We start from the raw sequence: 26867 nt of genomic DNA on the forward strand, positions 1-26867 counted from the left end.
ATGCGCACCGTGATCTTCGCCAAACGCTATATCCATCCGCTGCCGGACGGTCATGCCGAGTATCCGGCTGGCGCCCGGCTGGCGGTCAGCGCGGAGGTCGAAGCGGCTGCTCGAAACGCCGGCGCTCTGAAACCCGAGAAGCGCGATGCAAGCCGGAAGGCTTGATCGGCGCATCGTCCTGCAAAGGGCGACGATCACGCGCGACGAGTTCAACGCCGAGGTCGAAACCTGGGCGGATCTGGCGACGGTCTGGGCCAGCTATCGGCCGGTGTCGGACGGCGAGCGTTTCCGCGCTGGTGAGCGGGCGGCTGAAATCAGCGCTCGGTTCCAGATCCGATACTCTTCGATAGTCAAGGACGTGACGCCGAAAGATCGGCTGGTCTTCGACGGCCGGGCCTACGCCATCACCCACGTCAAGGAGATCGGTCGGCGCGAGGGGATTGAACTGACAGCCGTGGGGCGAGGAGATGGCTAGAGGCGGTGCCTTCAGAATCGCCGGGCTTCGCGAGGTCAACGCCGCCCTGGGCCAGCTTCCGAAAGCGACGGGCCGAAACGTGTTGCGCCGCGTTGCGATTGCGCGACTTGAGCCGATTGCCGAGGCCATGCGCCAGAACGCTCCGGTGCATCTGTCGGACCTGAAGGACAGCGTTGCGGTTACGACGAAGCGGCCGAAGCGACATCGGAAGGTGTCTGAGGTTGAGGCCTTTGCCGGCCCTGGCCGTCATCCGCAGGCGCACCTTCAGGAGTTCGGCACGTCACAGCACGGGCCGCAACCCTTTGCCCGCCCGGCCTGGGACGAGGGGAAGGGCGACCTCCTGCCCGGTGTCGGAGAAGACCTCTGGGCCGAGATCGATAAGGCGGCTGCCCGTCTCGCGCGGAAGACTGCTCGGCTGGCCGCGAAGGGGCGCTGAATGGAAGCCGCATTAATCGCTCGCCTGCTGGCGTCAGCGGATGTGACCGCGCGCGTTGGCCAACGCGTCACTTGGGGGCGTCGCGCCCAGGGCGGCGCGCTACCGGCCATCGTTCTGCATCTGGTCGATGCACCCCGCGACTATCACCTGAAGGGTCCGTCCGGCCTGATCGCCGCCCGCGTCCAGGTGGATTGCTGGGGTGACAGCTTTGCGTCCGCCAAGCACGCCGCCCGCGCGGTTGAGGCCGAGTTGTCCGGGGAGCGCTGGACGACAAACCCGGTTCGCATCGACGCCGTCCTGATCGCGGACGAGCGCGACGACACCTTCGATGAGGGCGGCGACGCCCTCTACCGAACCTCCCTGGACCTGATGGTCCATCACGCCATCGCATAGGAGATCCGCAATGGCCGCTTCAGAAGCCACCATCGGTCTGGGCACCAAGTTCAGCTATCAGACCGACGACGGCCCGCCCGCCGTTTACACCGAGATCGGCGAGGCTGTTTCCATCCAGCCGCCGCAGCCGGTTCGCGAGACGGTCGATGTGACACACCTCGCCAGCCCCAACGGCACGCGCGAGTTTCGCGGCACGCTGCGCGATCCCGGCGAGGCCGAGGTCACCTTCAACTTCACCGACGCGGCCTACGCCATCGCCTCGACGCTGTTCATGGCGGACGGCGTGACCATCTTCCGCGTCGAGTATCCTGACGGCGGCACAGAGGACTTCGAAGGCATCGTGACCGGCAAGCCGTCCGAAGCCATCGAGGTCGATAGCGTTCGTCGCTTCAGCCTGCCCATCAAGGTCACCGGCCTGCCCACCTACACCCCGGCGGCCTAACCGATGGCGAACCAGATCAAGGGTGAAGTCGCCCTGACCGCTGACGGCAAGGATTACACCCTGCTGCTGGACTTCAACGCGCTGTGCGAGTTGGAGGCCTTCGTGCCCGGCCTGATGGACGGCACGGCGGAAATCAAGTCGCCGACTGCGGTCCGTGCGGTCTTCCACGCCGCCCTGTCCGAGTATCACTCCGACCTGGACGTGAAGGCCGCCGGCCGGATCATCCACGCCGTGGGGATTGAGCGGGCCGGCGAGCTGATCGGCGAGGCCATGGCCGCGTCTTTTGGCAAGTCGGAGGGTAAGGAACCCGCGCGCCCTCAGAAGGCTCGGTAGAAGCCTGGAGCTGGGAGCGCGCTCTCGCGCTATGGATCGAGGCGGGGTTCAACGCCGACGCCTTCTGGCGTCAGACGCCCCGCCTCTACCGCCTCTGTCTTCAGGCCAAGGGCGAAGCCGCCGAGACCGACAGAAAGAACCGGGCCTGGCTGGCCCACACGACCGCCAGCCTCATGGCCTTCGCTTTCCACGCTCCCAAGCACATGCCGAAGCTGGAGAGCCTGACGGGCGAACGAGCCGCTCCGCGCGTCCAGTCGCCCGAAGAAATGCGGGCCATGTTTGCGGCGATCAGGTCAGAGCTTACTGCCTAGTCGCGGGAAGGTGCGATGCGGGCGGTGTAGTCGGGTCCGGTCATTCGCCGGCCATCCACCCCGCAAAAGCCGTTCAACATCAGGTCGTCTACGTCATCAGAGCCTTCGACATACAAACTCGGATCGTTTGCGAGCTCGGTGTAGGCGAACCTTTTCCAGCCACCGTAGGCTCCCATGCGGTTCTTCCCGTTGACGAAGCCGCAGATGACCATGGCGTTGCCGCGAACATCGCGAAAGCGCGCGCTCGGATAGTCGAACATCTGCCTGTCTAGAGCGTCCTTGGCGGCGCCGAGCAGGGCGGCAGACGGCGGGCCTACCGGTGTGGCGGCCTGAAGTCCGCCGGCGGCCAAAGCCGCGATCAAGATCATTTTCATCCTCGCATTGAGACTCGTGCGGCCGCGCCGCGCAAGGAGGTCGAATGGCCACAGCAACAGTCGGCGCCCTGCGCGTCGTCCTTGGCCTCGACAGCGGCGCGTTCACGGACGGTCTGTCCGCCGCCCAGAAGCACCTCAAGGACGCCGGCGCAAAGATGCAGCGCGTGGGGGCCGGACTGGCCACGGTCGGCGCTGGAATGTCGGCCGCGATCACCGCCCCATTCATCGCCCTGGGCTTCCATCTTCTGCAAGGCAGCCAGGACGCGGCGGCCGCCGCCGCTCAGGTCAACGCCGCCCTGACTAGCATGGGCGACGCCAGCGGCAAGACGTTCGATCAGCTGGCGAAAGCCGCTGAGGGCTTGCGCAATCTGTCAGGCGTCGATGACGACGAGATCATGACCAAGGTCACGGCGAACCTGCTGACCTTCGGCAAGGTGTCGGGCGACGTCTTCGACCGCGCCCAGCTTTCTATCCTGAACCTTTCGGCCCGCATGGGCTCCGACCTTCAGGGCGCGACCATGATGGTCGGCAAGGCCTTGAACGATCCCGTTCAGGGTCTCGCCGCTCTGCGCCGCGTCGGCATCCAGTTCACCGACGACCAACAGAACATGATCAAGGCGATGACCGAGGTCGGCAATGTCGCCGGCGCCCAGGCCATCATGCTTGGCGAGTTGGAGCGCCAGTTCGGCGGCGCGGCTGAGGCCGCCGGCAACGCCGACATCTGGAAGCCTATGAAGACGGCGCTCATGGACCTGGAGGGCGCGTTCGAGCCCATCATCCGCGACGTCATCGCCCCGCTGATCGCCAAGGTGGCGGACATAGCCCGCGCCTTCGCCGGGCTGTCGCCGCAAGTGCTGACGTTCGTCGCTGTTGGCGCAGCGGTCGCGGCTGCGCTGGGCCCGATCCTGATAGGCTTCGGCGCTCTGGTCGCCTCGGTCGGCGCCATCACCGCTGCGTTCGCTGGCGGCGGCTTCCTTGCTGGTCTGCTGCCGCTGCTCGGCCCCATCGGTCTGGCTGTCGGAGCCGTCGTGCTCGCCTTCATGGCGTTCAAAGACGACATCATCCCCGTGCTGCAAGCCTTCTGGACCTCGCTCCAGGAAACGGTAGGGCCGAAGGTCCAGCCGCTGTTCGCCGCGCTGCAAGGTGCTGTGTCCGCTGTCGGAGAAGTCTTCACCGCGATCTTCGGGATGGGCGGCGGCAGTGCGTCAACCAACCTCAAGGTCTGGGGCCAGAGCATCGCGCAGGTGTTCGCGGCCGCCATCGACTTGATCACTGGCGCCGTCAACATCATCACCAACGTGTTCCGCGCCCTCGGCGCTCTCCTGCGCGGCGATTTCAGCGCCATGTGGGGCTTCCTCTGGCAGGCCGTGAAGTCCGCCGTGAGCGCCATCCTCAACGCCTTCGAGTCCCTGTTCCCCGGCGTCATCGGGTCCGTCCGCAAGATGGTCGAGGGCGTCACGACTTGGCTTCAGGGTCGTCTATTCGGCGTCCTGCGCGCGGTCATCGACCGGGTGAAGAGCGTCTCGGACGCCTTCTTCAAGCTCTACGATGCCGTTGTCGGTCACTCCTACATCCCCGACATGGTGATCGGCATTGCCCAGTGGATGGCCAAGCTCGATGCGGGGATGGTCCAGCCGGCCCTGAGCGCGACCAAGGCTGCAAGCGACGCCTTCAAAGGTTTGCGCGACGATGTCGCCGCGATCATGGACCGGCTGTTGAGCGACACGGAGGGCAAGGCCCTCAGGCTCGCCCGCGAGATGCAGAAGGTGAAAGAGGCAGTGGCCTCCGGGGTTATTTCTTCTGAGATCGGCCGCCAGATGGAAGGCGGGCTGTTGGCAGAGGGCATGACGCTTCCCGCGGCACAGACCCTCGGTTCGGTTTCCGACCTCCCTGGCGTCCAAGCGGTCAACGACGCCATCGCCTCAATGAACCAAGCGATCCACGACAGCCGTGAGAAGTTCGCCGACGCCTTCGAATACGGCATCGACGCGGCCTTGCGTGGCGACTGGCAGGGTGTGCTGCGCTCGATCTTCGGGGACATCCTGAGCAACAGCTTCCGCAGCGCCGGCCGATCGATCTTCGACAGCATGAGGGGATCAGGCGGCGAAGGCGGGTCGGCATGGGGCAAGGTCGCGTCCACAATCGGAAGCTTCTTCGGCAAGCTGCCTGGCTTCAAGACCGGCGGCTCGTTCCGGGTTGGCGGCGGCGGCGGCGTGGACAGCTCGCTCGTCGCGTTCAAAGCGACGCCCGGCGAGATGGTGGACATCCGCCGACCGGGCCAGAACCTGATGGGAGGCAGCGCTCCCTACTTCGACCTGCGCGGCGCGGTTCTGACCCAAGACCTTCTGAACCAGATGAACGCCATCGGCGCGCAGGCTGAGGGCAACGCCAAGACCTGGGCCACGAAGAACGTCCCGGCCGTCACCCAGTCCAAGTCGGTGAAGCAGCAGCAGCACCAGATCGGCCGAAGGAAGCGCTGATGCCTCTGATCCTGCCTACGTGGCCCGGGCCGTCGAGCATGACGCCCCGGCCAATTTTCACGCGCAATGAAACGCGCCCCGCCAGTGGCGCCGGTCCTGTCGGACGGAACCTTCGCCCCGGCACGCGATGGGCGTGGGACATCGAACTGCCGGCCATGAGCTACGTCGAGAGCTTGGCGTGGGATGACCTTCTGTCCGAGGACGACACGGTCGTCATGGAAATCCTTCAGCCGGGCCTGGTGATCGGAGCGCCGGGCGCTCCCCTGATCAATGGCGCCAACCAGTCGGGCCGCACCCTGAACCTGAAGGGCCTGACGCCGGGCTATGTGTTCCGCAAGGGGCAGTGGCTGTCTCTGATCCAGAACGGGCAGCGGTTCGCTTACAAGTCGAGCGCCGCCGCCACCGCCGATGGTTCGGGCAACATGGCCTTGCCGCTGCGCACGATGCTGCGCGTCCCCACGCTGAACAACGCTGTGGTCGAGATCGCTCAGCCGATGGTCGAGGGCTGGCCCACCATCGACACCGACAGCCTGACAGTCGGCGTGGATGGCCTGGTCACGCCGCGCTTCACCGTCGAGGAGCGCGAGTAATGGACGCCGCCGGTATCGCCGGCCGTTCCGGCAAGGCCGTCTGGCTGGTGCAGTTGTTCCGCCTGACGACGGACGACTTCACATTGCGTCTGACGACGGGCGGGTTCCTCGTTTGGGGTTCTGAGTTGTTCGTCCAGCGTGATCTGACCTACGGCACGCTCGGCGACCTGCCCTTGTTTGAAGACGGGATCGACAGCCAGACGACCCGGGCGGACATCACGCTCTATCCCGCCGACCACGCCGCCCTCGCCGCGCTTGCGGATCGGAAGCACCAGACCGCTCTGGTCGAGGTGTGGGACGCCTGCGTTGATCCTGACACCGGACTGATGGTCGGAGAACCGGACCCGCTGTTCCGCGGCGAATACGACTTCGCCCGCTACACCATCGGCTCCTCGGAAGAGCTGATCATCGAGTGCGGCACCGAAGAGGCCCGACTGAACGAGCCGAACGAAGACCGGCGCCTGTCGGACCCTCATCACCGCGATGTCTGGCCTGGCGAACTGGGCATGAGCTACGTCACCGGCGTCGGCCGAAAGATCTACTGGCGCGTCGATCAGCCCGGCGGGTCAGGCGGCGCCATTTCGAGCGGCGGCGGATATGTGTCCGGCGGCGGTTCAATCTCCAGCACACTGAACGCCAGATGATCCAGCCTTCCACCCGCCGCATGCGCGCCGCCGAGGCTTGCCGCCTGCGCTTCCAGGGCAAACCCTACAAGCCCGGCGCCCGCGACTGTCCGCTTCTGGCCCTGCACGCCCTGCGCAAGGCTGGCGTCTCCGTGCCCTGGGCCAAGGGCCTGAAGTGGAAGGACGAGGCGGAGGGGCTTCGCGTTCTGAAGTCGCTCGGGTTCAAGAGCCTGATCGAGGCCGTCGATAGCCTGGGCCTGCCCCGCATCCCGCCGGCCATGGCTTTGGCGGCCGATCTGGTCGCCCTGCCCACCTCCCACCAGTTGGGAGCCCTAGCCGTCAGCATGGGCAACGGCAATCTGCTGGCCTTCACCGACCACACCGGAAACGCCGAGGTGCTGACCGGCGTGACCACCTTCGTGACCGACAGCCTCGGTCCCTGCGCCTGGAGGGTCATCTGAATGGGTAGGACCCTCAAGACCGTCGGCATGGTGATCGGCGCCGCAGCCCTGATCGCCACCGGCGCCGGCGCACTGCTGATGCCGGGTCTGGCGGGATCGGTGACGCTGTTCGGCGTGTCGGCCGGCACGCTCAATATGGTCAGCGCGGGTCTGACAGCGGTTGGCGGTTTGCTCGAGAAGCCTCAGTCGGCTGGCTCGGGCTCCCCCTCTGACTGGACGTCCAATCCCGACCAGCCAACGCCCTTCGCCTTTGGTCGGGTGGGCTGCGTCGGGAAGATCATTCACCGCGACGAGTTCGGCCCCGACAACTTCCGACAAGTGATCGTTTCGGTCTACTCCGGCGCGGGGCCTGTGCGGAGCTTCCAGTCCTACAAGGCTGGTGATCTCACCGTCAGCTTCACCGGCGCAGGAGCCGCGATCGGCAAATATGCCGGCCAGATGTGGCGCGCCACCCGGTCGGGCTCCCAACCAGACACTGCTCTCGCGCTCAGTCTTCCTGGAGGCGCTGGTCAGCAAGTGCCGGGCTGGGGCAGCAGTCACAAGCTGTCCGGCAAGGCCTGCGACATGCTCGTGTTGCAGCAGGACTCCAAGTTCAACGTCTACCCCTCGGGCGAACCCACGCCGCTGGTGGTGATTGAGGGCGTCTACGGATATGACCCGCGCTTTGATGATACCTATCCGGGGGGCGCCGGGCCTTGCCGCCTTGGTGTCCGCGCCACCTATCGCTGGATCGACAACCCCATCATCGCCGCCCTGAACTGGGCACTAGGTCTGGTCGAGAACGGTCAGGTCGTTGGTGGTGTCGGCGCCAGCATCGACGGCATCGATGTGCCCGCTTTCGTGGAGGCAGCGAACATCGCCGACGCCAACGACTGGAAGGTGACGGCCTGGCCTGACACGTCGGAGGACGTCTCTCAGGTCCTGAAGCAGTTCCTGCAGGCGGGCGGAGCCTCCTATGCGCGCCATGCCGGGAAGATCAGTTGCGTCAGCCGAGGCGCAGCGCGGGCGAGCATCGTCACGATCACCGGCCGGGACACCAACGGCCCCCTCGAACTCGACACCGGATCGAGCAGCTTCAACCGGCTGAACACGATCACGCCGGAGTTCATGTCCGAGGCCCATGGATGGAAGAAGGTCCCGGCCGACCCGGTCACCTTCGCCTCCCTGCGCACTGAGGACGGCGGCAAGAAGTCGGACAGCATCGAGTACCGCTTCGTCCCGGCGGTGAAGCAGGCGGCCCAACTCGCGGCCTATGACATCCTCGACGCCCGCGAACCGTTCAGCGGAACCATCCCGCTCAAGCCCCACCTGCGCCGCCTCAAACGGGGCGACTGCTTCGTGATCGACGAGCCGGGCTTCCTGCTGGACGGCGTGAAATGCATGGTCCTGAGCCGGACCTATCAACCCCAGTCGGGCGAGGTCCGCATCGCCTTCCGGTCTGAGACGGACGGCAAGCATGATCTGGCGCTGGGCAAGACCACGACCATGCCGGACTATCCAAGCCTGACGCCTGCCGACCCTACGTTGGTATCCCCCCCGCTCCCCGGCGATTGGACCATCACGCCTCGTCCCCCTGCTCCTGGCGGAGGACAACTACCTGGCTTCGATCTTGGCGGCGTAGTCAGCAATGAGACGGCTACGGCGATCATCGTCGAGCATGGGACGAGCGCCACAGGTCCATGGACGCAGGCATACCAAGGCCCGCCGACGGTGACGAACATTCCCATCGACGGGTTGCAGCCGGGGGTCCCCTATTTTGTCGCCGTCCAGTATCAGCGCGGAGGCAACTTCAGCGAACGCTATGTCTATGGGCCCTACACCGCGCCGGACCTCATTGCCGTAGACGTTTCGCCGGCCGCACCGACGATCACCGCACTCAACGCAGAACTCGCCGCCCTGGAGGCCCTGCAAGCGAGCGAGACGGTCATTCGGGAGCAGCAGAACAATGCAATCACTGCGTCATTGGTTGAAGCGCCGAATTTGCTGACCAACTCGGACGGCGCCGCCGGCCTGAATGGCTGGACGCCGGTGAGCGGCGTTTGGACGGTGGCGTCCCATCCAGCCTACGGATCCGCCTTCCGATGCGCGTCCGCCGGGTCACACCTGTTGCGGTCGAAGTTTTATGACTGCGAGCCTGGCCAGTTGTTCAACCTCAGTCTCAATGGGGACGGAGGCTCCAATCCTGATGGTGACCAAGTCGCCTATATTGAGTTCTGGTCTCGCAACGACGGCGCTCCGGCCGCTCTTTTGGGCACCAGCGCACAAGTCGGCGCCAACGACAGAAACTGGCTGACCCGTCGCAAGGGCGGGCCTTTCCCCGCGCCGGGGTCGGGTGCGTCAGGTGCCTATTTCTGGCGCGTCGTCCTGCGGAAGACTGCGTCCACGGACGCCGCAGCCTTCTCGCGGATCATGGTCAATGCCGGCCCGTCTCCAGTCTCTTGGGCCGATCAGGCGACGGCGCGGGACCTCTCAGCCTCGGTATCCCAGCAGCAATTGGCCATCGTTGACCTCGAGACTGGCGCTGCGCTCGCCAAGTTCGAGTTGGTCGCGGCAGCTTCGGGAGGCAAGCCTGCCCGCTTCAGGATGGTTTCCTCCACGCTGGGGTCAGCCATAGCGCTGGACGCGCCCTACATTTACTGGGGCGACAACACCGTCTTTGAAGATGCGACCGATACCCTTCAGACCACGACGGGAAGCGTTCGATACATCACGGCCATGGGCGCTCCTTTCGGTCCGGACAACCTGACTTACTGGGTTGGTCCGTCGACGGTCGCTACAGCCGCCGCCAGCAAGGCCTCAGCAGAGTCGGTGAACGGCCAGTGGCGGGACAACACAGGCGACTCCTTCTTCGGAGGTAAGACGAACAGCGGCCCTTTTGACAGTGGCGCGCCAAGCGCAACGTCCATCAGCCTGCCCAAGAACACTTGGACTACAATCGCCGCGGTCCCTTCCAAATTCCTGCTCAACGAGGGTGACTGGGTCGTTCGCCAGTGGTTCGACTATCAGATCAACGGGGCGCCCGGCGGGGCAGATGACTGGTCGACCGGCATTCGCATCGCGATCACGAACCAGGACGGATCGGGCCTGCAGGTCATCCACTCCAATACCCTGAATGTCGGCACTGAAGGGGCGTGGCTGACCTTCACCCCGATCCAGCAATGGCTGGAGGGTCATGTCTCAACCACCCGCGGCAACAAGAAAATTCTCCTGCAGATGAACCCGCAGGGCCCCAACGTCACCACGGCCTTTGCACGCAATGGCCGCTTCAAAGGACTGTATGGCGCATGACCGATTTAGCTGACCGCGCTGCGGTAGAAACCTATGTGGGCCTCAAGCTGATTGCTGTTGCTGAAGCCCTGGGACAAGTCGAAAACAACGTGACGATCTTCCCGGCTGGCCTGCCCGCACCATTGGCGCGCGCGCTCTCTTTCGCCAAAGGTACGGCGCCAGGACTTCTGATTGTTCCTGAACCCCCGACGGCTGCCGATCACCTGAAAGCGCTCGCAGCTTTGCGTTGGCAAAAGTCCCAAACTTTCAACTTCGACGGCGTCGATGCGGCCCCGGCCGACAGTGCTCTGGCGGCTGTGACCGGATTTGTGGTTGCGGCCCAGATCGCTCCCCCCGAAGGAGCAACGGTCTGGAAGCTGGCTCAGAATGAGTTCCGGCTTTGGACCTTCGAGCAGGTGATGGCCTACGGGATCGCCATTCGGTCACACATTCAGGCCTGCTTCGATCGTGAAGAGACGCTGACGGCGCTGATCGTTGCTGCCGATGAGCCTTGGTCCGTCGACATCACGGCCGGTTGGCCCACCTGACGAACCGTTTTCGTGTCGGGGCATCCATCACAATCTGACAACGGAGGGGGCGCATGACGCCATCTGTATGGGTCGCCATGGCAGGCCTGTTCGCGGGCCTGTTTGTGCAGGTGGCCGTGTTCGCCTTCATGCTGGGGCGGCTCTCCCAGCGGGTGACCACGCTGGAGCGTGACGGGTCGGCGCTTCAGGGCATCCGCGACGCCGTGACCAAGCTGACGGTCCAGATGGACACGGCGCAAGGCGACATCAGCCACATCAGCAGGGACGTCAGCGGCCTCCAGCGCTCGCTTTCAAACATCGTCACCGATCGGGCCAGCAAGGCGCTGGAGTTGCCGCCCGTGCCGGCTCGCCAACGTCGTCGAGGAGCATCGACATGAGCCGCAAGCCGCCCCGCTGGTGGCCGCAGGTGATCAACCTGCCGCGCACTACCACGATCCTCGCCCTGGGCTTTCTCGCGGGAAACCTGCTGTTCCTACCGGTGATCGCCTGGCTGGGAGACATGGTCGCTGAGCGCTACGCCGACGCCGTCATGCTGGTCGCGTCGATGTTCAAGGACGGGATGCTGCTGATCCTGGGCTTCTACTTCGGGCGCAACCAATCGAGCGACAGCGGCGGCTAACCGCCGAATGCGAGCCAGCCCAAGACGCCGAAGAGGGCCAGGCACAACAGGGTGAGGACAATCTCCAATGTCCGACCACTTCGTTTGCTTGGCCTTCTCGCCACGTCTTGCCTCCATCTGAACAACGATAATATTTCGCCACGCTGCGCGGTTGTCCAGCAGGCGCGGCCCGACTGCTCCCCCACAATCTGAACTGGAGACCGCCATGAGCGATGTTTTCGCACGCCTGATCGAGGGCGTAATCGGCCGTGAGGGCGGCTATGTGAACCATCCCGACGACAAGGGTGGCGAAACGATCTGGGGCATCACGGTCGGAACGGCCCGTCGTTATGGATACGTCGGGCCGATGGGCAATATGACCCGCATCCGGGCCGTCGAGATATATCGGGCGCAGTATTGGACAGGTCCGGGCTATGACCGCGTCGCCGCCCTGTCCGAAAAGCTCGCTGAGGAGCTATTCGACACCGGCGTGAACATGGGGCCGGGCGTGGCCTCAACCATGCTCCAGCGGTGCCTGAACGCCCTGAACCGACAAGGCAAGGACTACCCCGATATCAAGGTCGACGGCGACGTCGGGCCTGCCACGCTGCGGTCGCTGACGGCCTTCCTGCGCGTTCGGGGCAAAGAGGGTGAGAGTGTCCTGCTCAAGGGCCTCAATGCGCTGCAGGGGGAACGCTACATCGAACTGGCCGAGAAGCGGCAGGCCAACGAGAGCTTCGTCTACGGCTGGCTACGAACGCGCGTGGGGATCGCAGCATGATCGCTGCCTTCAAGGCCTTCGACACAACCGCCAAGATCATCTTCGGCCTGCTGGTCCTCGGGATCGTCCTGAGCCTGGCCATGGCCGTCTTCACCATGCGCAGCGCCCGGCACGACGCCCGCAAGGCCGACGCGGGTCAAGCCTTCGCAGGGGGCCGCACAGGCGCCGCTCAGGACGCCAGCGCCGTACGCGACCGCGCCGACGCCCGAAACGACCAGATCACCAATGACATCCAGGAAGGAACCGCCGATGTCCGTCAGGCCCCTGATCGCTCTGCTGCTACTCTCGCCGCTCGCCGCGGCGTGTGCCGGATCAACCCAGGTGCTGGGACCGACTGTCGGCTGCTCCTCGCTGATCCCAAGCGGGTGGACTGAGCCTGTTCCGTCCGCCGCCCTGCCGCCGGCCGACGCCGTCGAGGCCGACTGGCAGGTGTTTGGGATCGAGCAGACCGGTCAACTCGCCCGCGCCAACGGACGCACGGCGGACGTGGTGGAGATCGTGACGTCCTGCGAGGCGCGGGATGCGGCGGCGGTCAGGCGAATAGAGCGGCCGTGGTGGGCTAAACTCTGGCCGGGCTAGGGGTATCGGTCTGAACGACCCCCTTCCAGCGTCGAGCCCTCAGGTTCCGCTATTCAGGCCCGCTCCGGTTCGCCGGGGCGGGCTTTCGTCGTCCTATGGGGCGTCCTTGATGCGTTCCCATTCCTCAGGCGCAAGCGCTGCGCTCAACACAGCATCGACCTCGGGCAGATAGGATTGCCACATTGGCCTGCCCTCGAATCTGGTGTCTTCGGGCAGTCCATGGAGGCGACAAAGGGCGCGGGCGGCCCGTTCGCGAGGCGGCTTCATGGATAGATCCTCTCGACGTTGAGCGCGCCCAAGGCGCTGGGTGTCAGGATCAGACTTTCGCTGGCTGACAGGTCTAGCCAGTGAATACCTGCATCAGGCGGCAGGACGACGATCTGCCGGTCATGATAGGGCGCAACGTCTGGGCCAGGCGCTGTCGTCAGCATCGCGAAAGCACCGTCCCTGACGATGCCGACGATCCAAAACCACGGCTGGCCGGCCATGGTGAATAGCCACTTGGTCTTCTTGCCCGCCACCTTGGGTTCGGTGAACTCATAGAAGCCATCGGCAGGGATCAGGCAGCGCGTCGCGCCCGCAAAGGAGCGGCCCTCGGATCGGAAGTTGAAGACGGGCTTCCCGCTCGGACCTTTCCATGCCCAGGACGCCATCGTCAGCTGCGGTGCGTCATTGCCCAGGGTGATAACCGGCGCGCGGTCGCCGATACGGTAGTCGGCCGATCCAAGGTTCGGCAGACCTTCAGGGAAGGCCAGAGGTCGCCGCGTCGCCGTGAAGGGCGCGGCGAGCTGGTTGGCAGGAACGTGCAGTCGGAAGTTGTTGCACATGATCTGAGCCTGACACGCGGAACGGCGATTGTGGAGTCAGCCGCCGCCCACCCCCTTCATCCTGGCTGTCGCCTTCGACATGGCCTCGACGGGGAAACTCCAGCCCTGCTCTGCCCCGCTGAGTTCAGCCCAGGCCGCCTTTACGGTGGCAGATGCGGCCATGAGGGGGAGGCGTTGCGAGGAGACGGCATTCAGCTGACCGTGCAGCCGCTGAAGGCGGTGGTAGATGTCATGGAGCTCTATGAGGTCGTCGACGTCCAGCGCGCCCTTGCTCGACATGCCCTTGTAGCGGCTCATGGCCAGCCCTCCGTGGCTTCAGCCATCGACAGTCCGCGAGCCTTCATGTCTTCGAAGGCGTTACGCACCTTGTCTACAGCGCCAGGCACAAGGCGGTTCAGGTCGGCCACCTCTCGGGCCAGCATATTGATCAGGACCGGGTCTTGCTCGGCAGCCTCGCCGTGCTGCCAGATGGCGACCATGCGGGCGAGACCGACTTCGGCCTTGGTGTGTGCAGCCTCGGTCATCGCGAGGGCCTCCCGACGTGGGTCATGCCGGCAAGCAGGCCGGCGACGACAGCGCGGACCTGTGCGTCTGACCGTGTCGGCTCGGCGCGGTCCGCCAGTTCCTGCTCCAGCTGGGGCAGGTCGTTCGCGAAGGCCTTTTCGGAAGGCGATGGCGAACCGGGTTCGTCTGACATCTCAATTCCTCCTCTTCATTCCGCCTCACGTCCGGGGCGGGATCGGCGCGCGTCAACGCACCGATCTGCGGGCAGACCCCCGCACGACTGGACCGACCGGCCGTCCGGCCTGTCGCCGCCCCCGCTCGCGCGAGCCGGGGACTCCTACGCGTGCAAAAGGTCTTCCTGCAAATGAATTGTTCTCGAAATGTTCTCATTGTCGATCAGCGCCCCGTCGCCTCGGCCGAGCCGCCTGCGGCGTGGCTGGGCGGCAAGCGCCATCTGGCCAAGCGCATCTGTCATGTGCTGGCCGCTACGCCGCACGACGCCTATGTCGAGCCCTTCATCGGCATGGGCGGCGTCTTCCTGCGCCGGCGGGTCCGGCCATCGGTCGAGGTCATCAACGACATCAGCGGCGACATCGTCACCCTGTTCCGCGTGCTTCAGCGCTTTCCCGATGCATTGCTGCGCGAGTTCCGCTGGCGGCCGGCCGTGCGGTCGGAGTTCGACCGCCTGAAGGAATCCCGTGATTGCGACCTGCTCGACATCGAGCGGGCGGCGCGGTTCCTCTATCTCCAGACCCTGGCCTTCGGCGGCAAGATGGCGGGCCGCAGCTTCGGCGTCAGCCCCGGTTCACCGCACAACTTTGACCTGGCCCGCATCGAGCCGCGCTTGCGACGCCTTCATGACCGGCTGGCCGGGGTGGTGATCGAGAACCTGGACTGGTTGGCGGTCATCAGCCGCTATGACCGGCCAGGGACGCTCTTCTACCTCGACCCGCCGTATTGGGGCGGCGAGGGCGACTATGGCGCCGGGGTCTTCGTGCGCGGTGACTTCCAGCGGATGGCGGACAAGCTGCGCGCGATCGACGGGCGGTTCCTGCTGTCGATCAACGACCGGCCGGAGATCCGCGAGATGTTCGCCTGGGCCGACATCGAGGCGGTGCAAACGACCTATTCGATTGCGGGTGGGGACAAGTCGTCGCCGGCGGCCGAGTTGCTGATCGGCAAGGGCGTGGAGCTGGGGTCTGCTGCAGCTCAGGCCCGTCTGATCTAAGGCAGGGCATGCCCCCCGGTTTCGGATCGTTTCTGGGGGGATTTCAGGGGGGTGTTTGGCTTCTCAATCAACTAAGTAATTGAAAAGAATGGTGGACGCGACAGGGATTGAACCTGTGACCCCTACGATGTCAACGTAGTGCTCTCCCGCTGAGCTACGCGTCCGCCTGTTCTGCGGCCCGGCCGACTGATGTGTCGGTGGGCGGGAAGGCGGCGTCTATAACCCGCAGTTCGCGGGGGCCGCAAGAGGCTTGTGTCTTCTTTTTTCGGATTTTTTCGTTAGGCCGCGATCATGCGTTCGACCTCGTTCACCAGGTCGCGCAGGTGGACAGGTTTGGACAGGACCTTGGCCTGGGGCGTGGCTTGTGCGGCCGACAGGGCGACGGCGGCGAAGCCGGTGATGAACATGATGCGGATGCCCGGCTGGCGCACGGCGGCGACGCGCGCCACCTCGATCCCGTCGGCGCCGGGCATGACGATGTCGGTCAGCAGCAGGTCGTAGGGGCCCTGCTCCAGGGCGTCGATGGCGTCGTCCCCGTTTTCGCAGTCCACCACGGCGTGACCTGCGCGTTCCAGCGCGCGGGTCAGGAAACCTCGAAGCGAGCCGTCGTCTTCGGCCAGCAGAATACGCGCCATGCGGGGTCAAGTCCTTGAATACCGGGCGCGACCCTAGGCGCAGATCTGTAAACTCGCAGTGAAAATCACCGTGAGGGCGAGCGCGTAGAGGGCGCGGTCGGGGATAAATCAGGCTATGGCCAAGCCATGATCCCTTCGGCGACCGATGCGACCTTCAGTCTGACGCCCGCCCTGGCGGGGCGGACGACGTCGCTGGTGTTCGCCTCGCCTCATTCGGGCGGGCTCTATCCCGACGACATGCGGGCGGCGGAAGGGCTGTCGGAGGCGACCTTGCGCAGCGCCGAGGATGCGGCCGTGGATCGATTGCTGGCCGCCGGCGCTGCGGCGGGGGCGGTGTTGATCGCCGGTCGGATCGGGCGGGCCTATGTCGACCTGAACCGGGCGCCGGACGAACTGGACCCGATCCTGGTCCTCAACTGCCCCGAGGCGCCGCCGCCGGGTGCGAAGACCATGGCCGGCTATGGCGTCGTGCCGCGGCTCGCCGGGGACGGGACGGCGCTCTACGACCGTGGTCTGACGCTGGAGGAGGCGAGGGAGCGGGTGGCGCGCGTCCATGTTCCCTATCACGCCGCCCTGGGCGGTCTGATGCAGACAGCGCGTGACCGGCACGGACGCGCGGTCCTGATCGACTGGCACTCCATGCCGTCGCGCGCCACCGGGCCGAACGGACCGGACGTGGTGCTGGGCGATCGTCACGGAACCAGTTGTGCGACCGGGCTGACTCGCCGGTTACGGGCCCTGTTCGAGGCCATGGGCTGGCGCGTGGCGCTGAACCGACCCTATGCGGGCGGCTATGCGACCCAGATCTGGGGGCGGCCGGACGAGGGTTTCGAGGCGATCCAGATCGAGCTGAACCGGCGGCTTTACTGGGATGAGACGGCGGGCGGGCCTTCGGTCGGCTGGGCGCGCTGCCAGTCAGGTCTGAACCGGGTGATCGCGGCGCTGGGCGAAGACTTCGCCTGATCCTGGCTGCGGACCAAAAAAAAGCCGCGCCCGGGGGCGCGGCATATAAAGTCTATAGGGAGGAAACGCCCAGGAAGGGCATGACGCCCGGAGGCGTCGAAAGCCAAGTTAGGTTGCGGCGCACAAAATTTCAAGCGCCGATTTTTGACTCGTGATCACAGGCTGTTACGTAAATCCGTTTCGTCGTTACGCGGCGGAAAAGGGCGGATGCACACGAATCGTTCGCGGCTGCAATAAGACCAAAGTCGGGCCTAACTGCGCTCCAGCAGCCGTCTGGCCGCCCGCACGGCCCGCGCCGCCGGCGATCCGGCTTGCCGCCAGACCAGCAATCCGAAAGCCGAGATCACGCCCAGGGCCAGCCAGACCGGTCCGAACAGCCAGGCCGCCGCCGCCAGGGCGAAGTAGTAGCCGCGCACCCCCTGGCTGAACCCGCCCAGGGCCGGGTTCAGCACCTGGGCGACGGCGTGGCCGTAGGCGACGCGATCCGTCTCGGTGTGGATTTCGGGGGCGGCGCCGATCAGGGCCAGGGCGTAGTTCATCTGGCGCAGCGACCAGATGAAGTCGAGAAAACCGCGCGCCAGGCAGACCAGAACCAGGGCCAGCTTGGCCTCGAGGATCTTCATCGGCACCGCCTCGGCGCCGACGGCGGCGAAACCCTTCAGCGCGTTCTCGCCGCCGAACAGGATGCCGGCCACCGCCGCGATCAGCAGCAGGTTGGTCGAGGCGAAGAAGGAGGCCGAGTTGATCGAATGGCCCATCAGCTGGCTGTCGATCAGCCGCATCTCGCGATGGGTCATGGCCGTCATCCAGCTGTCGCGGACGATCAGCATGTCGTCGTTCAGCGAGCCGCTGCGCCGGGCGATCAGCTTCAGCAGCGGGCCATAGCCGAGCCATGCGGTGAAGAAGAGGAAAAGGGCGATCCAGTCGATCAGGGTCATGCCCTGTTGATGCCTTCAGTTCGGCCTAGGGAGCAAGGGCGAACGCCGCAGAAAGCCTGCCCTGAAGCTTGCTGTTCGGCGACGCAAAGCTTATCACGCGCGTCAAATCTCCCCGTTCGCACCTGCAACAAGAGCGCATCATGAACATCGACGCCATCCCGGTCGGCCCCAACGCGCCGTGGGACATCAACGTCATCATCGAGATCCCGCAAGGCGGCCTGCCGGTGAAGTATGAGATGGACAAGGAATCCGGCGCCCTGTTCGTCGACCGCTTCCTGCACACCGCCATGTACTATCCGGGCAACTACGGCTTCGTGCCGCACACTTTGTCGGACGACGGCGACCCCTGCGACGTCATCGTGCTGAACCCGACACCGGTGGTGCCGGGCTGCGTCATCCGCTCGCGCCCGATCGGCGTGTTGAAGATGGTCGACGAGGCCGGCGGCGACGAAAAGATCCTGGCCGTGCCGGTCGACAAGCTGAACCCCTATTACACCGAGGTCTCCAGCTACCGTCAGCTGCCCGCCATCCTGATCGAGCAGATCGAGCACTTCTTCACCCGCTACAAGGACCTGGAGAAGGGCAAGTCGGTCACGGTCAACGGTTGGGGCGACGCGGGCGAAGCCGCTGAACTGATCGCCGCCGGCATGGCCGCCCACCAGGCCAAGCTGGCCGCCAAGGGCGACGTCGCCGCCTGAGGCGACGCAGAGTCTGAATAAGAAGGCCCCGCTGGCGAACCGGCGGGGCCTTTTTCTTGGGCTCTATCGCTCGCCGTGTGAGTGCGGCTTTCTCCTCCCCATTTCATGGGGAGGTGGCGCGGCGCAGATATGCGCCGTGACGGAGGGGCTGCTTGGTTCCGTCGTCGCAAGCCCCTCCACCGCTACGCGGTCCCCCTCCCCACAAAGTGGGGAGGAAAGAGGGTCAGCCTTTGTTGCGGAACGCCGCGATCGTCTCGACTGTCTGGCGCACCTTGGTCTCGATCCCGGCCCAGTCCTTCGCCTGGATCGCCGCGTCGGTGATCAGCTTGGAGCCCATTCCCGCCGCCACGATGCCCGAGCCGAACCATTTGGCGATCGAGGCCTCGTCAGGATCGACGCCGCCGGTCGGCATGATCTTGGTCCAGGGCATGGGCCCCAGCACCGCCTTGACGAAGTCCGGCCCGCCGACCGAGGCGCCGGGGAAGAGCTTGACGATCTCGCAGCCCAGGGCCTGCGCCTCCGAGATGTCGCGCACCGAGCCGCAGCCCGGCGAATAGGCGACCTGACGGCGGTTGCAGATCTGGGCCACCTCGGGAACCAGGCAGGGGCTGATGACGAAGCGCGCGCCGGACGCCAGGTACAGCGCCGCCGTCGGCGCATCCAGGATCGAGCCGACGCCCATGATGATGTCGGGATCGGTCTGGGCGAACTGCTTCGACAGGGCGGTGAAGGTCTCCCAGGCGAAGTCGCCGCGGTTGGTGAACTCGACGGCCTTGGCCCCGCCGCGAGCGCAGGCGCGGATCACCTCTGCGCAGACCTCCGGGTCGGCGTGATAGAAGACCGGGACCACGCCCTGGGTTTCGAGGGCGGTCAGCACGCTGAGGCGGTCGTGTCGCATGGAGTCTCCTTCAGGCCTTGCAGCCCGCAGATCGGCGGTTCACGGCGCCCCCGTCAAGGGAGCGCCGATCAATCCCGGTAACCGGTCGCCTATTCGGCGGTCGCCAGCGTCACCAGGCGTCGGACCATGGCGCTGTCCTTGTCGGCCAGCGGGTCCAGCATGGTGAAGTGATCCAGCCCGTCCAGCACCTCGACATGGGTGTCGGCGCCCTTGCCGCCCCACTCGGCGGCCATGTGGCGGCTCTGGCGGATGAACTCGTTGCTTTCCGCTCCGCCGACCCAGCAGTCCAGCGTCCGTCCGCCCGGCGCCCCGCCGTTGGGGGCAGGCCAGTGGATGGGCGACAGGGCCCGCGCCGTCATGGCGTCCAGCCCCAGCGCCTGGTTCAAGGAGGTGTGGATCAGCGGTTCGATGTCGAACACGCCCGAGATGGCCAATGCCGCCCGCGCCCGCCCTTCGGACAGCATGCAGGCCGCCATGTGCCCGCCGACCGAATGGCCGAAGACCAGGGGCCGCTTGCTCGTGCGGTCGCGCACCATTTCGGTGGCCCGGCGCATCTCGCTGATGATGGCGCCGACCCTGACCGTCGGGGCCAGGTCATAGCCGGGGATGACCACGCTGATTCCGTGATCCAGCAGGGGCGGCGCCACCCAGGCGAACCAGGCCCGGTCCAGCGCCTGCCAGTAGCCGCCGTGGATGAAGACGGCGGTCGGCGACCCCGCGCCGGCGTCGAACCATTCCATCCTCTGACGCTCGCCGGGGCCGTATTCGTGGGTTTCCGGCCTCAGGGCGTCAATGACGCGGGCTGAATCTTCTCGCCATCGTTTCAGGATGGCCGGGTGTCCCGGCACCCGTTCCCGATTGTTGTACGCCGCCTCGTAATCGACTGGAGGGGCCGTCAGTGTCGCCGGAGCCTTACCCATGCCGTTTCCATCCGCTATGCACCTCCGCTTGAACGGGAGGTTCCGACCATGATGACCGCCATTTTCGTCTTCATCAAATGCGAGTTGGGCTACGCCAACGACGTCGCCGCCGATCTGGTCGACAATGTTGAAAACGTGTCGGAAGTTTACTCGACCTCGGGTCAGCATGACCTGCTGGCCAAGTTCCAGCTGCCGAAGGACGCCGACATCGGCACGTTCGTGACGAAACAGGTCCAGACCCGCCCGCACATCCGCGACACCTTCACCGTCATCACCTTCTCGCCCTTCCTGCCGTCGAAGAAATGACCGGACTGGTCCTTCTGGCGCCGGGCCTGCCCGATAGCCTGCTGACGCCGCTGAGGGCCTCGGGCCTGAGCTTGCAGACGCTGGATGGCGCCCCCGCCCTGGAACAGGCCGAGGCGGCGAGCGCCTATGTCGTCTTTGGCGGCAGTCCGGCCTCCGCCGCCCTGATCGATTCCCTGCCGAACCTGAAGATCATCGCCGTTCATGGCGTGGGCTATGACGGGGTGGACGTCGAGCACGCCTGCTCGCGCGGCGTGGTCGTGACCAATACCCCCGACGTCCTGACCGAGGACGTGGCCGATCTGGCCCTGGCCCTGACGCTGAACACTCTGCGGGCCCTGCCGATGGTCGAGCATCATCTGCGCAGCGGCCGCTGGGCGGCGGGCGAACGCGCGCCCCTGACCCGCCGGGCCAGCGCCCGGCGCTATGGCGTCCTTGGCCTGGGCCGCATCGGCGCGGCCATTGCACGACGGCTGGAGCCGCTGGGCGGATCGATCGCCTATCACAGCCGCCGTCCGGTGGCGGGCGCGCCCTACGCCTATTACGACAGCGCCCGGTCGCTGGCCGAGGCCGTGGACGTGCTGATCATCGCCACGCCCGGCGGGCCGACGACCGACCGGCTGGTCGACGCCGAGGTGCTGGCGGCCCTCGGCCCCGACGGCGTGTTGATCAATATCGCGCGCGGCGGGGTGGTGGACGAAGGGGCCCTGATCGCCGCCCTGACCGAGAATCGCCTGTTCGGCGCGGGCCTCGACGTCTTCGCCCATGAGCCCCGCGTGCCTCAGGCCCTGCTGGATCATCCGCGCTGCGTCCTGACGCCCCATGTCGGCTCGGCCACGGTCGAGACCCGCGCCGCCATGGCCGGGCTAGTGGTCGAGAACCTGTTGGCGGTGCTGTCGGGGCAGCCTGCAATCACGCCGGTGGTTTGACGGCGCTCCTGCGACGGGTCGCCCTGGCGGCGTCGGCCCGATCCGCCGCCTCGTCCTCGACCCCGACCTTTTCCTCCACCGCTGCCGAGAAGCGCTGAAAGGCGCCCAGGCCCACCAGCACGATCACCGCCGCCACCAGCAGGGCGGTGGGATAGATCAGCAAGGCCACGTCCTCGCGCGCCGTCTTGAACACCACGACCAGGGCCTCCAGGAAGATGGCGATGACGATGGTGGACAGAAACTTGGTCAGGCTGCGCCGCGCCTCGGCGGCGCTGCGCTTTTCCTTGTCGCGCTGGACCTCTTCCTCGAACAGGTACTTGGCCACGTCGAAAACGGCGATGGCGACGATGACATAGCCCAGCACGTCCAGCAGGGCGTCCACGCCCGAATGGTCCGGACTGACCACGGCGCGCAGGGCTTCGTCGACCCCTAGAAACACCAGGCCGAGCGCCAGAAGCAGCAACAACAGGCTGGCGCCGCCGAAGACGATGCGGGTCAGAAGAATCATGGACGGGCCTCTTTCGTGTCCTGGGCCAACGCTCCAACGGCCAAGGTGTTTCCGCATCCAAGGGACCGTAGCCAATCGCAACGGATTGCTGTTAGCGTGGCCTCAGGGAAACGCAGCAAGGGCACGCTAGATGGCCGATTTGGAGACGTTCCGCGCCGAGACGCGCGCCTGGCTGGAGGCCTACTGCCCGCCGGAGGTGCGCGGTCCGCGCGACGGCGACGAGGACTATGTCTGGGGCGGCCGCAACGCCGTGTTCAAGACGCCCGCGCACAAGCTCTGGCTGGACCGCATGGCCGAACGCGGCTGGACCGCCCCGGAATGGCCCAGCGAATACGGCGGCGGCGGGTTGTCCCGTGAAGAGGCCAAGGTGCTGGCCTCGGAGATGCGCCGCATCAAGGCGCAGATGCCTCTGGCCAGCTTCGGTATCTGGATGCTGGGTCCGGCCCTGCTGGCCTTCGGGACCGAGGAACAGAAGCAGCGCTTCCTGCCCCCGATTGTGCGCGGCGAGATCCGCTGGTGTCAGGGCTATTCCGAGCCCGGTTCCGGCTCCGACCTCGCCTCGATCCAGACCCGCGCAGAGGATCGCGGCGACCACTGGATCGTCAACGGCCAGAAAGTCTGGACCTCCTACGCCGACAAGGCCGACTGGATCTTCTGTCTGGTCCGCACCGACCCCGAGGCGCCCAAGCATCTGGGCATCAGCTTCGTCCTGTTCGACATGGCGACGCCGGGCGTCAGCACCCGCCCCATCACCCTGATTTCGGGCAAGTCGCCCTTCTGCGAGACCTTTTTCGACGACGTCCGGGTGGAAAAAGAGAACCTGATCGGGACGCTGAACCGCGGCTGGGACGTGGCCAAGGCCCTGCTGGCCCACGAGCGGACCATGATCGGCGCCATGGGCGACACCGGCGTCGGTCGTCCCTTGGGCCAGGTCGCGACGGACGCCTTGGGCGTGGACGAGGCCGGGCGTCTGGATGAACCCCTGCTTCGCGCCCGCATCGCCGACTACGATATCGACGCCGCCGCCTTCCGTCTGGCCATGGAGCGGGTGGGCGATCAGGTGAAGGCCAAGCAGGCCCATCCGGCCATCGCCTCCATGCTGAAATACTACGGCTCGGAACTGAACAAACGCCGCCACGAACTGGCCATGGCGGCGGGCGGCTCGGACGCCCTGGAATGGGAGGGCGACCGCTCGAAGGAAGGCCAGGCCGCCCGCGACTGGCTGCGCACCAAGGCCAACTCCATCGAGGGCGGCACCAGCGAAATTCAGCTGAACATCATCGCCAAACACCTGCTGCAACTGCCGGGAGCGTGACGCCACGCCCGCCGTCATCCTCGGGCCTGACCCGAGGATCGAGGGTTGCGCCGGACCGGACGCCGCCCGCTCGCCCCAACGCCCGATGCCCGGATCAAGTCCGGGCATGACGAAGAGAAAGTAGGATTGATGCCCCTGATCCTGACCGAAGAGCAGACCATGCTTCAGGACGCCGCTGACGGCTTCCTGAATGAACACGCGCCCATCGCCCACCTGCGCCAGCTGCGCGACAGCCGCGACCCGGACGGCGTCTCGCGCGACTTGTGGCGTGCCTTCGGCGAGATGGGTTTCGCCGGCGTCGTCATCCCCGAGGAAGACGGCGGCTCGGGCCTCGGCGCCGTCGAGGCGGGCGTCATCGCCGAAAGCCTGGGTCGCACCCTGACGCCCTCGCCCTTCATGGGCTCGTCGGTGCTGGCGGCAAGCGTGCTGAAGGCGGCGGGATCAGAGACGCAGAAGGCCTGGCTGGGCAGGATCGCCGCGGGCGAGGCCATCCTCAGCCTCGCCGTCGATGAAGGCCCCAAGCACGCCCCCGCCAAGATCGCCACGCGCGCCGAACGGTCCGGCAACGGCTTCAGACTGAACGGCGCCAAGGGCTTCGTCCTGGACGGCCACGTCGCCGACGCCCTGATTGTCGCCGCGCAGACAGATGACGGCCTGACCCTCTTCCTGATCAATCCGCAGACGCCCGGCGTCGCCGTCGAACGCACCGTCATGGTCGACGCCCACAACGCCGCCCGCGTCACCCTGACCGACGTGGTTGTGGACGCTGACGCCGTCATCGGCGCCGTGGGCGAGGGGCAGGGGCCGCTGGACGCCGCCCTGGTTCTGGGCCGCGCCTGCGCCGCCGCCTCTCTGGTCGGGGCGGGGGATCAGGCTTTCAAGGTGACGCTGGAATACCTGCGCACCCGCAAGCAGTTCGGCAAGCTGATCGGCGAGTTCCAGGCCCTGCAGCACCGCGCCGCCCACCTGTTCACCGAGCTGGAACTGGCCAAGGCCGCGACCCTGGCTGCCCTTCAAGCCATCGACGCGGGCCGCCCCGACGCCGAGCAGGCCGCCGGGATCGCCAAGGCCAAGGCCGGCCGCGTCGCCGAACTGGCGGTGCAGGAGGCGGTCCAGATGCACGGCGGCGTCGGCATGACCGACGAGTTCGACGTCGGCCTGTTCATGAAGCGCGTCCGCGTCCTGAACGAACTGCTGGGCGACGCGGGCTTCCACGCCGAACGACTGGCGCAGGCGCAGGGGTTCTAAATTCCTTCTCCCCTTGAGGGAGAAGGTGGCCTGCGGAGCAGGTCGGATGAGGGGTGTCAGCGCAGGGGCTCGCCATGGAGAAACCGTCCGACCGAAACCGCGCCTTCGCCCGCCGATCACGCGGGGCGATGACCGACACCGAGACAGAACTCTGGCGGGTTGCTCCGCGACCGACGACTGCACGGCATCAAGTTCCGACGGCAGGTCCTCATCGGCCCCTACGTCGCCGACTTCGCCTGTCATGCGCTGAAGCTGGTCATCGAGGCTGACGGGGGTGTCCATCGTCTGCGCGAGGAAGCGGATGCGAACCGTGACGCCTGGCTGGCCGAGGCGGGCTATACGGTTTGCGCTTCGACAACGCGATGATCCTGAGGAACCCGAACCTCGTGTTCGAGGCGATACGCGAACATATTCAACGGTGCCGCTCACACCCCTCATCCGTCTCGCTGCGCGAGCCACCTTCTCCCTCAAGGGGAGAAGGATGATGGGTTTGATCCAGGGCAAAGCTGAGCCGGGCCGGGGTGACGCATCGGTCTCGCCCGGCTAAACCTCCCGCAAGGGAGAAACCATATGACGCGATCCAACGCGCCCGCCTATCAGACCGGCTTCGCCAACCATTTCGCCACCGAGGCCGTGGAGGGCGCCCTGCCGGTGGGCCGCAACTCGCCGCAGCGCCCGGCCCTGGGCCTCTATGCCGAGCAGCTGTCGGGCGCCGCCTTCACCGCCCCGCGCGACCATAATCTGCGCAGCTGGCTCTATCGTCTGCGGCCCTCGGCCCAGCATGGGCCCTATCAGCCCTTCGCGCAGGGCCGCGTGCGCTCCGGCCCCTTCACCGAGACCCCGCCCAATCCCAACCGCATGCGTTGGGACCCCTTGACCATGCCGGATCAGCCGACCGACTGGGTCGAGGGCCTGACCACCTATGGCGGCAACGGCGACGCCGATTCCGGCGTGGGCGTGGGCGTCCACCTCTATGTCGCCAACCGCTCGATGGTCGATCGCGTCTTCTATTCCGCCGACGGCGAGCTGCTGATCGTGCCGCAGCAGGGGGCGCAGCGCTTCGTCACCGAGATGGGGGTGATCGAGGCGGGGCCGGGCCACGTCGTCGTCATCCCGCGCGGCGTGCGCTTCCGTGTGGAAGTCGATGGAGAAGTCCGCGGCTATGTTTGCGAGAACTACGGTTCGCCCTTCCGTCTGCCGGACCTCGGCCCCATCGGCTCCAACGGCCTGGCCAATCCGCGCGACTTCGAAACCCCGGTCGCCTGGTTCGAGGACGTGGATCGCCCGACCGAGTGCGTTCAGAAATACGGCGGCCTGCTGTGGGCCACGACCTTCGATCACAGCCCGCTGGACGTGGTCGGCTGGCACGGCAACTACGCCCCCTATCGCTATGACACGGCGCGGTTCAACACCATCGGTACGGTCAGCTTCGACCACCCGGACCCGTCGATCTTCACCGTTCTGACGAGCCCGTCGGACACGCCCGGCACGGCCAACTGCGACTTCGTCATCTTCCCGCCGCGCTGGATGGTGGCCGAGAACACCTTCCGTCCGCCGTGGTTCCATCGCAACGTCATGAGCGAGTTCATGGGGCTGATCTTTGGCGAATACGACGCCAAGGCGGGCGGCTTCGCCCCCGGCGGCGCCAGTCTCCACAACCGCATGAGCGGTCACGGCCCGGATCAGGCCAGCTGGAACGGCGCGACCCAGGCCGATCTCAAGCCGATGAAGATCGAGAACACCCTGGCCTTCATGTTCGAGACCCGGATGCCCATCCGCACCACGGCCTGGGCCGAGAAGACGCCGCTGATGCAGCTCGACTACGACGACTGCTGGACCGGGTTTGAAAAAGGAAAGGTCGGATGAAGCTGAAAGCTGTTCTGCTGGCGGCGGGCCTTGCCCTGGCCGCCTGTTCGCCGGCCCCGGCGCCTGAACCGGTGGTCCCGACGCCCGCCGAGGCCCCCGAGCCGCCGCCGACCATGAGCATCAGCACCTCGTCCTGCTCGTCGCGGGGCGGGCAGATGCAGCAGGTCGGACGGGCGCAGACCTGGCAGTGCGTGGTCAACTACGCCGACGCGGGCAAGCGCTGCACCGACGCCTCGCAATGCGAAGGCCAGTGCGAGATCGCGGGCAACAGCGGCGTCGCGCCGGGCGCCCGCGCGGTCGGTCAATGTCAGGCCGACAGCAACCGCTTCGGCTGCCGCACCACCGTCAAGGACGGCAAGGCCGAGGCCACCCTCTGCATCGACTGAGATGAAGACG

At 66.2% G+C, this 26867-nt stretch carries 37 protein-coding genes and 1 tRNA gene; 27 read left to right on the forward strand and 11 right to left on the reverse strand.

The window, feature by feature from the left end; genetic code table 11:
• The 6 genes from IFE19_RS01905 to IFE19_RS01930 are packed head-to-tail and all read left to right on the forward strand — an operon-like array spanning position 1 to position 2079.
• Positions 1–165, forward strand: a complete 165-nt coding sequence (locus tag IFE19_RS01905; RefSeq protein WP_207825215.1) for a hypothetical protein — start codon at positions 1–3, stop codon at positions 163–165.
• Positions 146–475: a phage head closure protein gene (locus IFE19_RS01910; protein ID WP_207825217.1), complete on the forward strand. Its 330-nt coding sequence runs from the start codon at positions 146–148 to the stop codon at positions 473–475. Before IFE19_RS01905 ends, IFE19_RS01910 begins: the two co-directional genes overlap by 20 nt.
• On the forward strand, positions 468–911 hold the full coding sequence (locus IFE19_RS01915; protein ID WP_207825219.1) for an HK97-gp10 family putative phage morphogenesis protein: 444 nt from the start codon (positions 468–470) through the stop codon (positions 909–911). The genes IFE19_RS01910 and IFE19_RS01915 overlap by 8 nt, the downstream gene beginning before the upstream one ends.
• The gene (gene gp17 / locus IFE19_RS01920) at positions 912–1304 is read left to right on the forward strand and encodes a tail completion protein gp17 (protein ID WP_207825221.1); all 393 of its coding nucleotides are present in this window, start codon (positions 912–914) and stop codon (positions 1302–1304) included.
• A gap of 10 nt (positions 1305–1314) precedes the next feature.
• On the forward strand, positions 1315–1746 hold the full coding sequence (locus tag IFE19_RS01925) for a phage tail tube protein (RefSeq protein ID WP_207825223.1): 432 nt from the start codon (positions 1315–1317) through the stop codon (positions 1744–1746).
• 3 nt (positions 1747–1749) lie between these two features.
• On the forward strand, positions 1750–2079 hold the full coding sequence (locus tag IFE19_RS01930; RefSeq protein WP_207825224.1) for a hypothetical protein: 330 nt from the start codon (positions 1750–1752) through the stop codon (positions 2077–2079).
• A gap of 307 nt (positions 2080–2386) precedes the next feature.
• On the opposite strand, the gene IFE19_RS01935 is transcribed toward IFE19_RS01930, so the two are convergent.
• The gene (locus tag IFE19_RS01935; protein WP_207825227.1) at positions 2387–2758 is read right to left on the reverse strand and encodes a hypothetical protein; all 372 of its coding nucleotides are present in this window, start codon (positions 2756–2758) and stop codon (positions 2387–2389) included.
• 50 nt (positions 2759–2808) lie between these two features.
• On the opposite strand from IFE19_RS01935, the gene IFE19_RS01940 reads away from it, so the two are divergent.
• The 11 genes from IFE19_RS01940 (at position 2809) to IFE19_RS01990 (ending at position 12691) form a co-directional block, all read left to right on the forward strand.
• Complete coding sequence (locus IFE19_RS01940) at positions 2809–5244, forward strand: phage tail protein (RefSeq protein WP_207825229.1); 2436 nt, start codon at positions 2809–2811, stop codon at positions 5242–5244.
• A 155-nt stretch (positions 5245–5399) separates the two neighbouring features.
• Positions 5400–5834 carry a hypothetical protein gene (locus IFE19_RS01945; protein WP_207825231.1) on the forward strand — a complete coding sequence of 145 codons (435 nt, stop codon included), beginning with the start codon at positions 5400–5402 and terminating at the stop codon, positions 5832–5834.
• Entirely contained in the window at positions 5834–6478 is a 645-nt protein-coding gene (locus IFE19_RS01950) for a hypothetical protein (protein WP_207825233.1), read from the forward strand. Before IFE19_RS01945 ends, IFE19_RS01950 begins: the two co-directional genes overlap by 1 nt.
• The gene (locus IFE19_RS01955) at positions 6475–6918 is read left to right on the forward strand and encodes a DUF6950 family protein (protein ID WP_207825236.1); all 444 of its coding nucleotides are present in this window, start codon (positions 6475–6477) and stop codon (positions 6916–6918) included. Before IFE19_RS01950 ends, IFE19_RS01955 begins: the two co-directional genes overlap by 4 nt.
• On the forward strand, positions 6919–10206 hold the full coding sequence (locus tag IFE19_RS01960) for a hypothetical protein (protein WP_207825238.1): 3288 nt from the start codon (positions 6919–6921) through the stop codon (positions 10204–10206). It begins immediately after the preceding gene.
• A complete protein-coding gene (locus IFE19_RS01965) occupies positions 10203–10733 on the forward strand; it encodes a DUF4376 domain-containing protein (protein WP_207825240.1) in 531 nt (176 codons plus the stop codon). Before IFE19_RS01960 ends, IFE19_RS01965 begins: the two co-directional genes overlap by 4 nt.
• A gap of 53 nt (positions 10734–10786) precedes the next feature.
• The gene (locus IFE19_RS01970) at positions 10787–11110 is read left to right on the forward strand and encodes a hypothetical protein (RefSeq protein ID WP_207825243.1); all 324 of its coding nucleotides are present in this window, start codon (positions 10787–10789) and stop codon (positions 11108–11110) included.
• The gene (locus IFE19_RS01975; protein ID WP_207825245.1) at positions 11107–11352 is read left to right on the forward strand and encodes a hypothetical protein; all 246 of its coding nucleotides are present in this window, start codon (positions 11107–11109) and stop codon (positions 11350–11352) included. The genes IFE19_RS01970 and IFE19_RS01975 overlap by 4 nt, the downstream gene beginning before the upstream one ends.
• A gap of 205 nt (positions 11353–11557) precedes the next feature.
• A complete protein-coding gene (locus IFE19_RS01980; RefSeq protein ID WP_207825247.1) occupies positions 11558–12112 on the forward strand; it encodes a glycoside hydrolase family 108 protein in 555 nt (184 codons plus the stop codon).
• The gene (locus IFE19_RS01985; RefSeq protein ID WP_207825248.1) at positions 12109–12486 is read left to right on the forward strand and encodes a hypothetical protein; all 378 of its coding nucleotides are present in this window, start codon (positions 12109–12111) and stop codon (positions 12484–12486) included. The genes IFE19_RS01980 and IFE19_RS01985 overlap by 4 nt, the downstream gene beginning before the upstream one ends.
• On the forward strand, positions 12434–12691 hold the full coding sequence (locus IFE19_RS01990; protein ID WP_207824688.1) for a hypothetical protein: 258 nt from the start codon (positions 12434–12436) through the stop codon (positions 12689–12691). The genes IFE19_RS01985 and IFE19_RS01990 overlap by 53 nt, the downstream gene beginning before the upstream one ends.
• A 263-nt stretch (positions 12692–12954) precedes the next feature.
• Here the strand turns inward: IFE19_RS01990 and IFE19_RS01995 are convergent, their stop codons facing one another.
• The 4 genes from IFE19_RS01995 to IFE19_RS02010 are packed head-to-tail and all read right to left on the reverse strand — an operon-like array spanning position 12955 to position 14215.
• Complete coding sequence (locus tag IFE19_RS01995; protein ID WP_207825250.1) at positions 12955–13518, reverse strand: SOS response-associated peptidase family protein; 564 nt, start codon at positions 13516–13518, stop codon at positions 12955–12957.
• 36 nt (positions 13519–13554) lie between these two features.
• Positions 13555–13815 (reverse strand): hypothetical protein, encoded by a 261-nt coding sequence (locus IFE19_RS02000; RefSeq protein ID WP_207825253.1) that lies wholly within the window; start codon positions 13813–13815, stop codon positions 13555–13557.
• The gene (locus IFE19_RS02005) at positions 13812–14042 is read right to left on the reverse strand and encodes a hypothetical protein (protein ID WP_207825255.1); all 231 of its coding nucleotides are present in this window, start codon (positions 14040–14042) and stop codon (positions 13812–13814) included. The genes IFE19_RS02000 and IFE19_RS02005 overlap by 4 nt, the downstream gene beginning before the upstream one ends.
• A complete protein-coding gene (locus IFE19_RS02010; protein ID WP_207825258.1) occupies positions 14039–14215 on the reverse strand; it encodes a hypothetical protein in 177 nt (58 codons plus the stop codon). The genes IFE19_RS02005 and IFE19_RS02010 overlap by 4 nt, the downstream gene beginning before the upstream one ends.
• Positions 14216–14386: 171 nt before the next feature.
• Here IFE19_RS02010 and IFE19_RS02015 point away from each other — a divergent pair, with 171 nt between their 5' ends.
• Positions 14387–15250 (forward strand): DNA adenine methylase, encoded by an 864-nt coding sequence (locus tag IFE19_RS02015; RefSeq protein WP_207825260.1) that lies wholly within the window; start codon positions 14387–14389, stop codon positions 15248–15250.
• An 89-nt stretch (positions 15251–15339) separates the two neighbouring features.
• On the opposite strand, the gene IFE19_RS02020 is transcribed toward IFE19_RS02015, so the two are convergent.
• Together IFE19_RS02020 and cpdR are read right to left on the reverse strand one after the other, a co-directional pair.
• Positions 15340–15414 (reverse strand) — tRNA-Val (locus IFE19_RS02020).
• Positions 15415–15528: 114 nt separating this feature from the next.
• Positions 15529–15885 (reverse strand): cell cycle two-component system response regulator CpdR, encoded by a 357-nt coding sequence (cpdR, locus tag IFE19_RS02025; protein WP_105562479.1) that lies wholly within the window; start codon positions 15883–15885, stop codon positions 15529–15531.
• 126 nt (positions 15886–16011) lie between these two features.
• Here cpdR and IFE19_RS02030 point away from each other — a divergent pair, with 126 nt between their 5' ends.
• Positions 16012–16848: an N-formylglutamate amidohydrolase gene (locus IFE19_RS02030; RefSeq protein ID WP_207825261.1), complete on the forward strand. Its 837-nt coding sequence runs from the start codon at positions 16012–16014 to the stop codon at positions 16846–16848.
• Positions 16849–17099: 251 nt separating this feature from the next.
• Here the strand turns inward: IFE19_RS02030 and IFE19_RS02035 are convergent, their stop codons facing one another.
• The gene (locus IFE19_RS02035) at positions 17100–17786 is read right to left on the reverse strand and encodes a DUF599 domain-containing protein (protein ID WP_207825263.1); all 687 of its coding nucleotides are present in this window, start codon (positions 17784–17786) and stop codon (positions 17100–17102) included.
• A gap of 140 nt (positions 17787–17926) precedes the next feature.
• Here IFE19_RS02035 and ppa point away from each other — a divergent pair, with 140 nt between their 5' ends.
• Entirely contained in the window at positions 17927–18484 is a 558-nt protein-coding gene (gene ppa / locus IFE19_RS02040; RefSeq protein WP_087140482.1) for an inorganic diphosphatase, read from the forward strand.
• 223 nt (positions 18485–18707) lie between these two features.
• Here ppa and IFE19_RS02045 read toward each other — a convergent pair whose 3' ends face one another.
• A complete protein-coding gene (locus IFE19_RS02045) occupies positions 18708–19382 on the reverse strand; it encodes a bifunctional 4-hydroxy-2-oxoglutarate aldolase/2-dehydro-3-deoxy-phosphogluconate aldolase (RefSeq protein ID WP_207825264.1) in 675 nt (224 codons plus the stop codon).
• A gap of 89 nt (positions 19383–19471) precedes the next feature.
• Positions 19472–20302 (reverse strand): alpha/beta hydrolase, encoded by an 831-nt coding sequence (locus IFE19_RS02050; protein WP_207825265.1) that lies wholly within the window; start codon positions 20300–20302, stop codon positions 19472–19474.
• A gap of 48 nt (positions 20303–20350) precedes the next feature.
• Between IFE19_RS02050 and IFE19_RS02055 the strand changes: the two genes are divergently transcribed.
• Positions 20351–20608 carry an Lrp/AsnC ligand binding domain-containing protein gene (locus tag IFE19_RS02055; protein ID WP_040347054.1) on the forward strand — a complete coding sequence of 86 codons (258 nt, stop codon included), beginning with the start codon at positions 20351–20353 and terminating at the stop codon, positions 20606–20608.
• The gene (locus tag IFE19_RS02060) at positions 20605–21534 is read left to right on the forward strand and encodes a 2-hydroxyacid dehydrogenase (protein WP_207825266.1); all 930 of its coding nucleotides are present in this window, start codon (positions 20605–20607) and stop codon (positions 21532–21534) included. The genes IFE19_RS02055 and IFE19_RS02060 overlap by 4 nt, the downstream gene beginning before the upstream one ends.
• Here the strand turns inward: IFE19_RS02060 and IFE19_RS02065 are convergent.
• Positions 21518–22042, reverse strand: a complete 525-nt coding sequence (locus IFE19_RS02065; protein WP_207825267.1) for a GNAT family acetyltransferase — start codon at positions 22040–22042, stop codon at positions 21518–21520. The genes IFE19_RS02060 and IFE19_RS02065 overlap by 17 nt on opposite strands.
• A 130-nt stretch (positions 22043–22172) precedes the next feature.
• On the opposite strand from IFE19_RS02065, the gene IFE19_RS02070 reads away from it, so the two are divergent.
• From IFE19_RS02070 to IFE19_RS02090, 5 genes are all read left to right on the forward strand, one after another.
• A complete protein-coding gene (locus IFE19_RS02070; RefSeq protein ID WP_207825268.1) occupies positions 22173–23357 on the forward strand; it encodes an acyl-CoA dehydrogenase family protein in 1185 nt (394 codons plus the stop codon).
• A 129-nt stretch (positions 23358–23486) separates the two neighbouring features.
• Positions 23487–24605, forward strand: coding sequence for an acyl-CoA dehydrogenase family protein (locus IFE19_RS02075; RefSeq protein ID WP_207825269.1), 1119 nt, complete (start codon positions 23487–23489; stop codon positions 24603–24605).
• Positions 24606–24764: 159 nt separating this feature from the next.
• Entirely contained in the window at positions 24765–24971 is a 207-nt protein-coding gene (locus IFE19_RS17490; RefSeq protein ID WP_225910351.1) for an endonuclease domain-containing protein, read from the forward strand.
• Positions 24972–25175: 204 nt separating this feature from the next.
• Positions 25176–26471 (forward strand): homogentisate 1,2-dioxygenase, encoded by a 1296-nt coding sequence (hmgA, locus tag IFE19_RS02085; protein ID WP_207825270.1) that lies wholly within the window; start codon positions 25176–25178, stop codon positions 26469–26471.
• Positions 26468–26857 (forward strand): hypothetical protein, encoded by a 390-nt coding sequence (locus IFE19_RS02090; RefSeq protein WP_207825272.1) that lies wholly within the window; start codon positions 26468–26470, stop codon positions 26855–26857. Before hmgA ends, IFE19_RS02090 begins: the two co-directional genes overlap by 4 nt.
• Positions 26858–26867: the final 10 nt, after the last annotated feature.

The organism is Brevundimonas pondensis, from assembly GCF_017487345.1.
Taxonomy (GTDB): Bacteria; Pseudomonadota; Alphaproteobacteria; order Caulobacterales; family Caulobacteraceae; genus Brevundimonas; species Brevundimonas pondensis.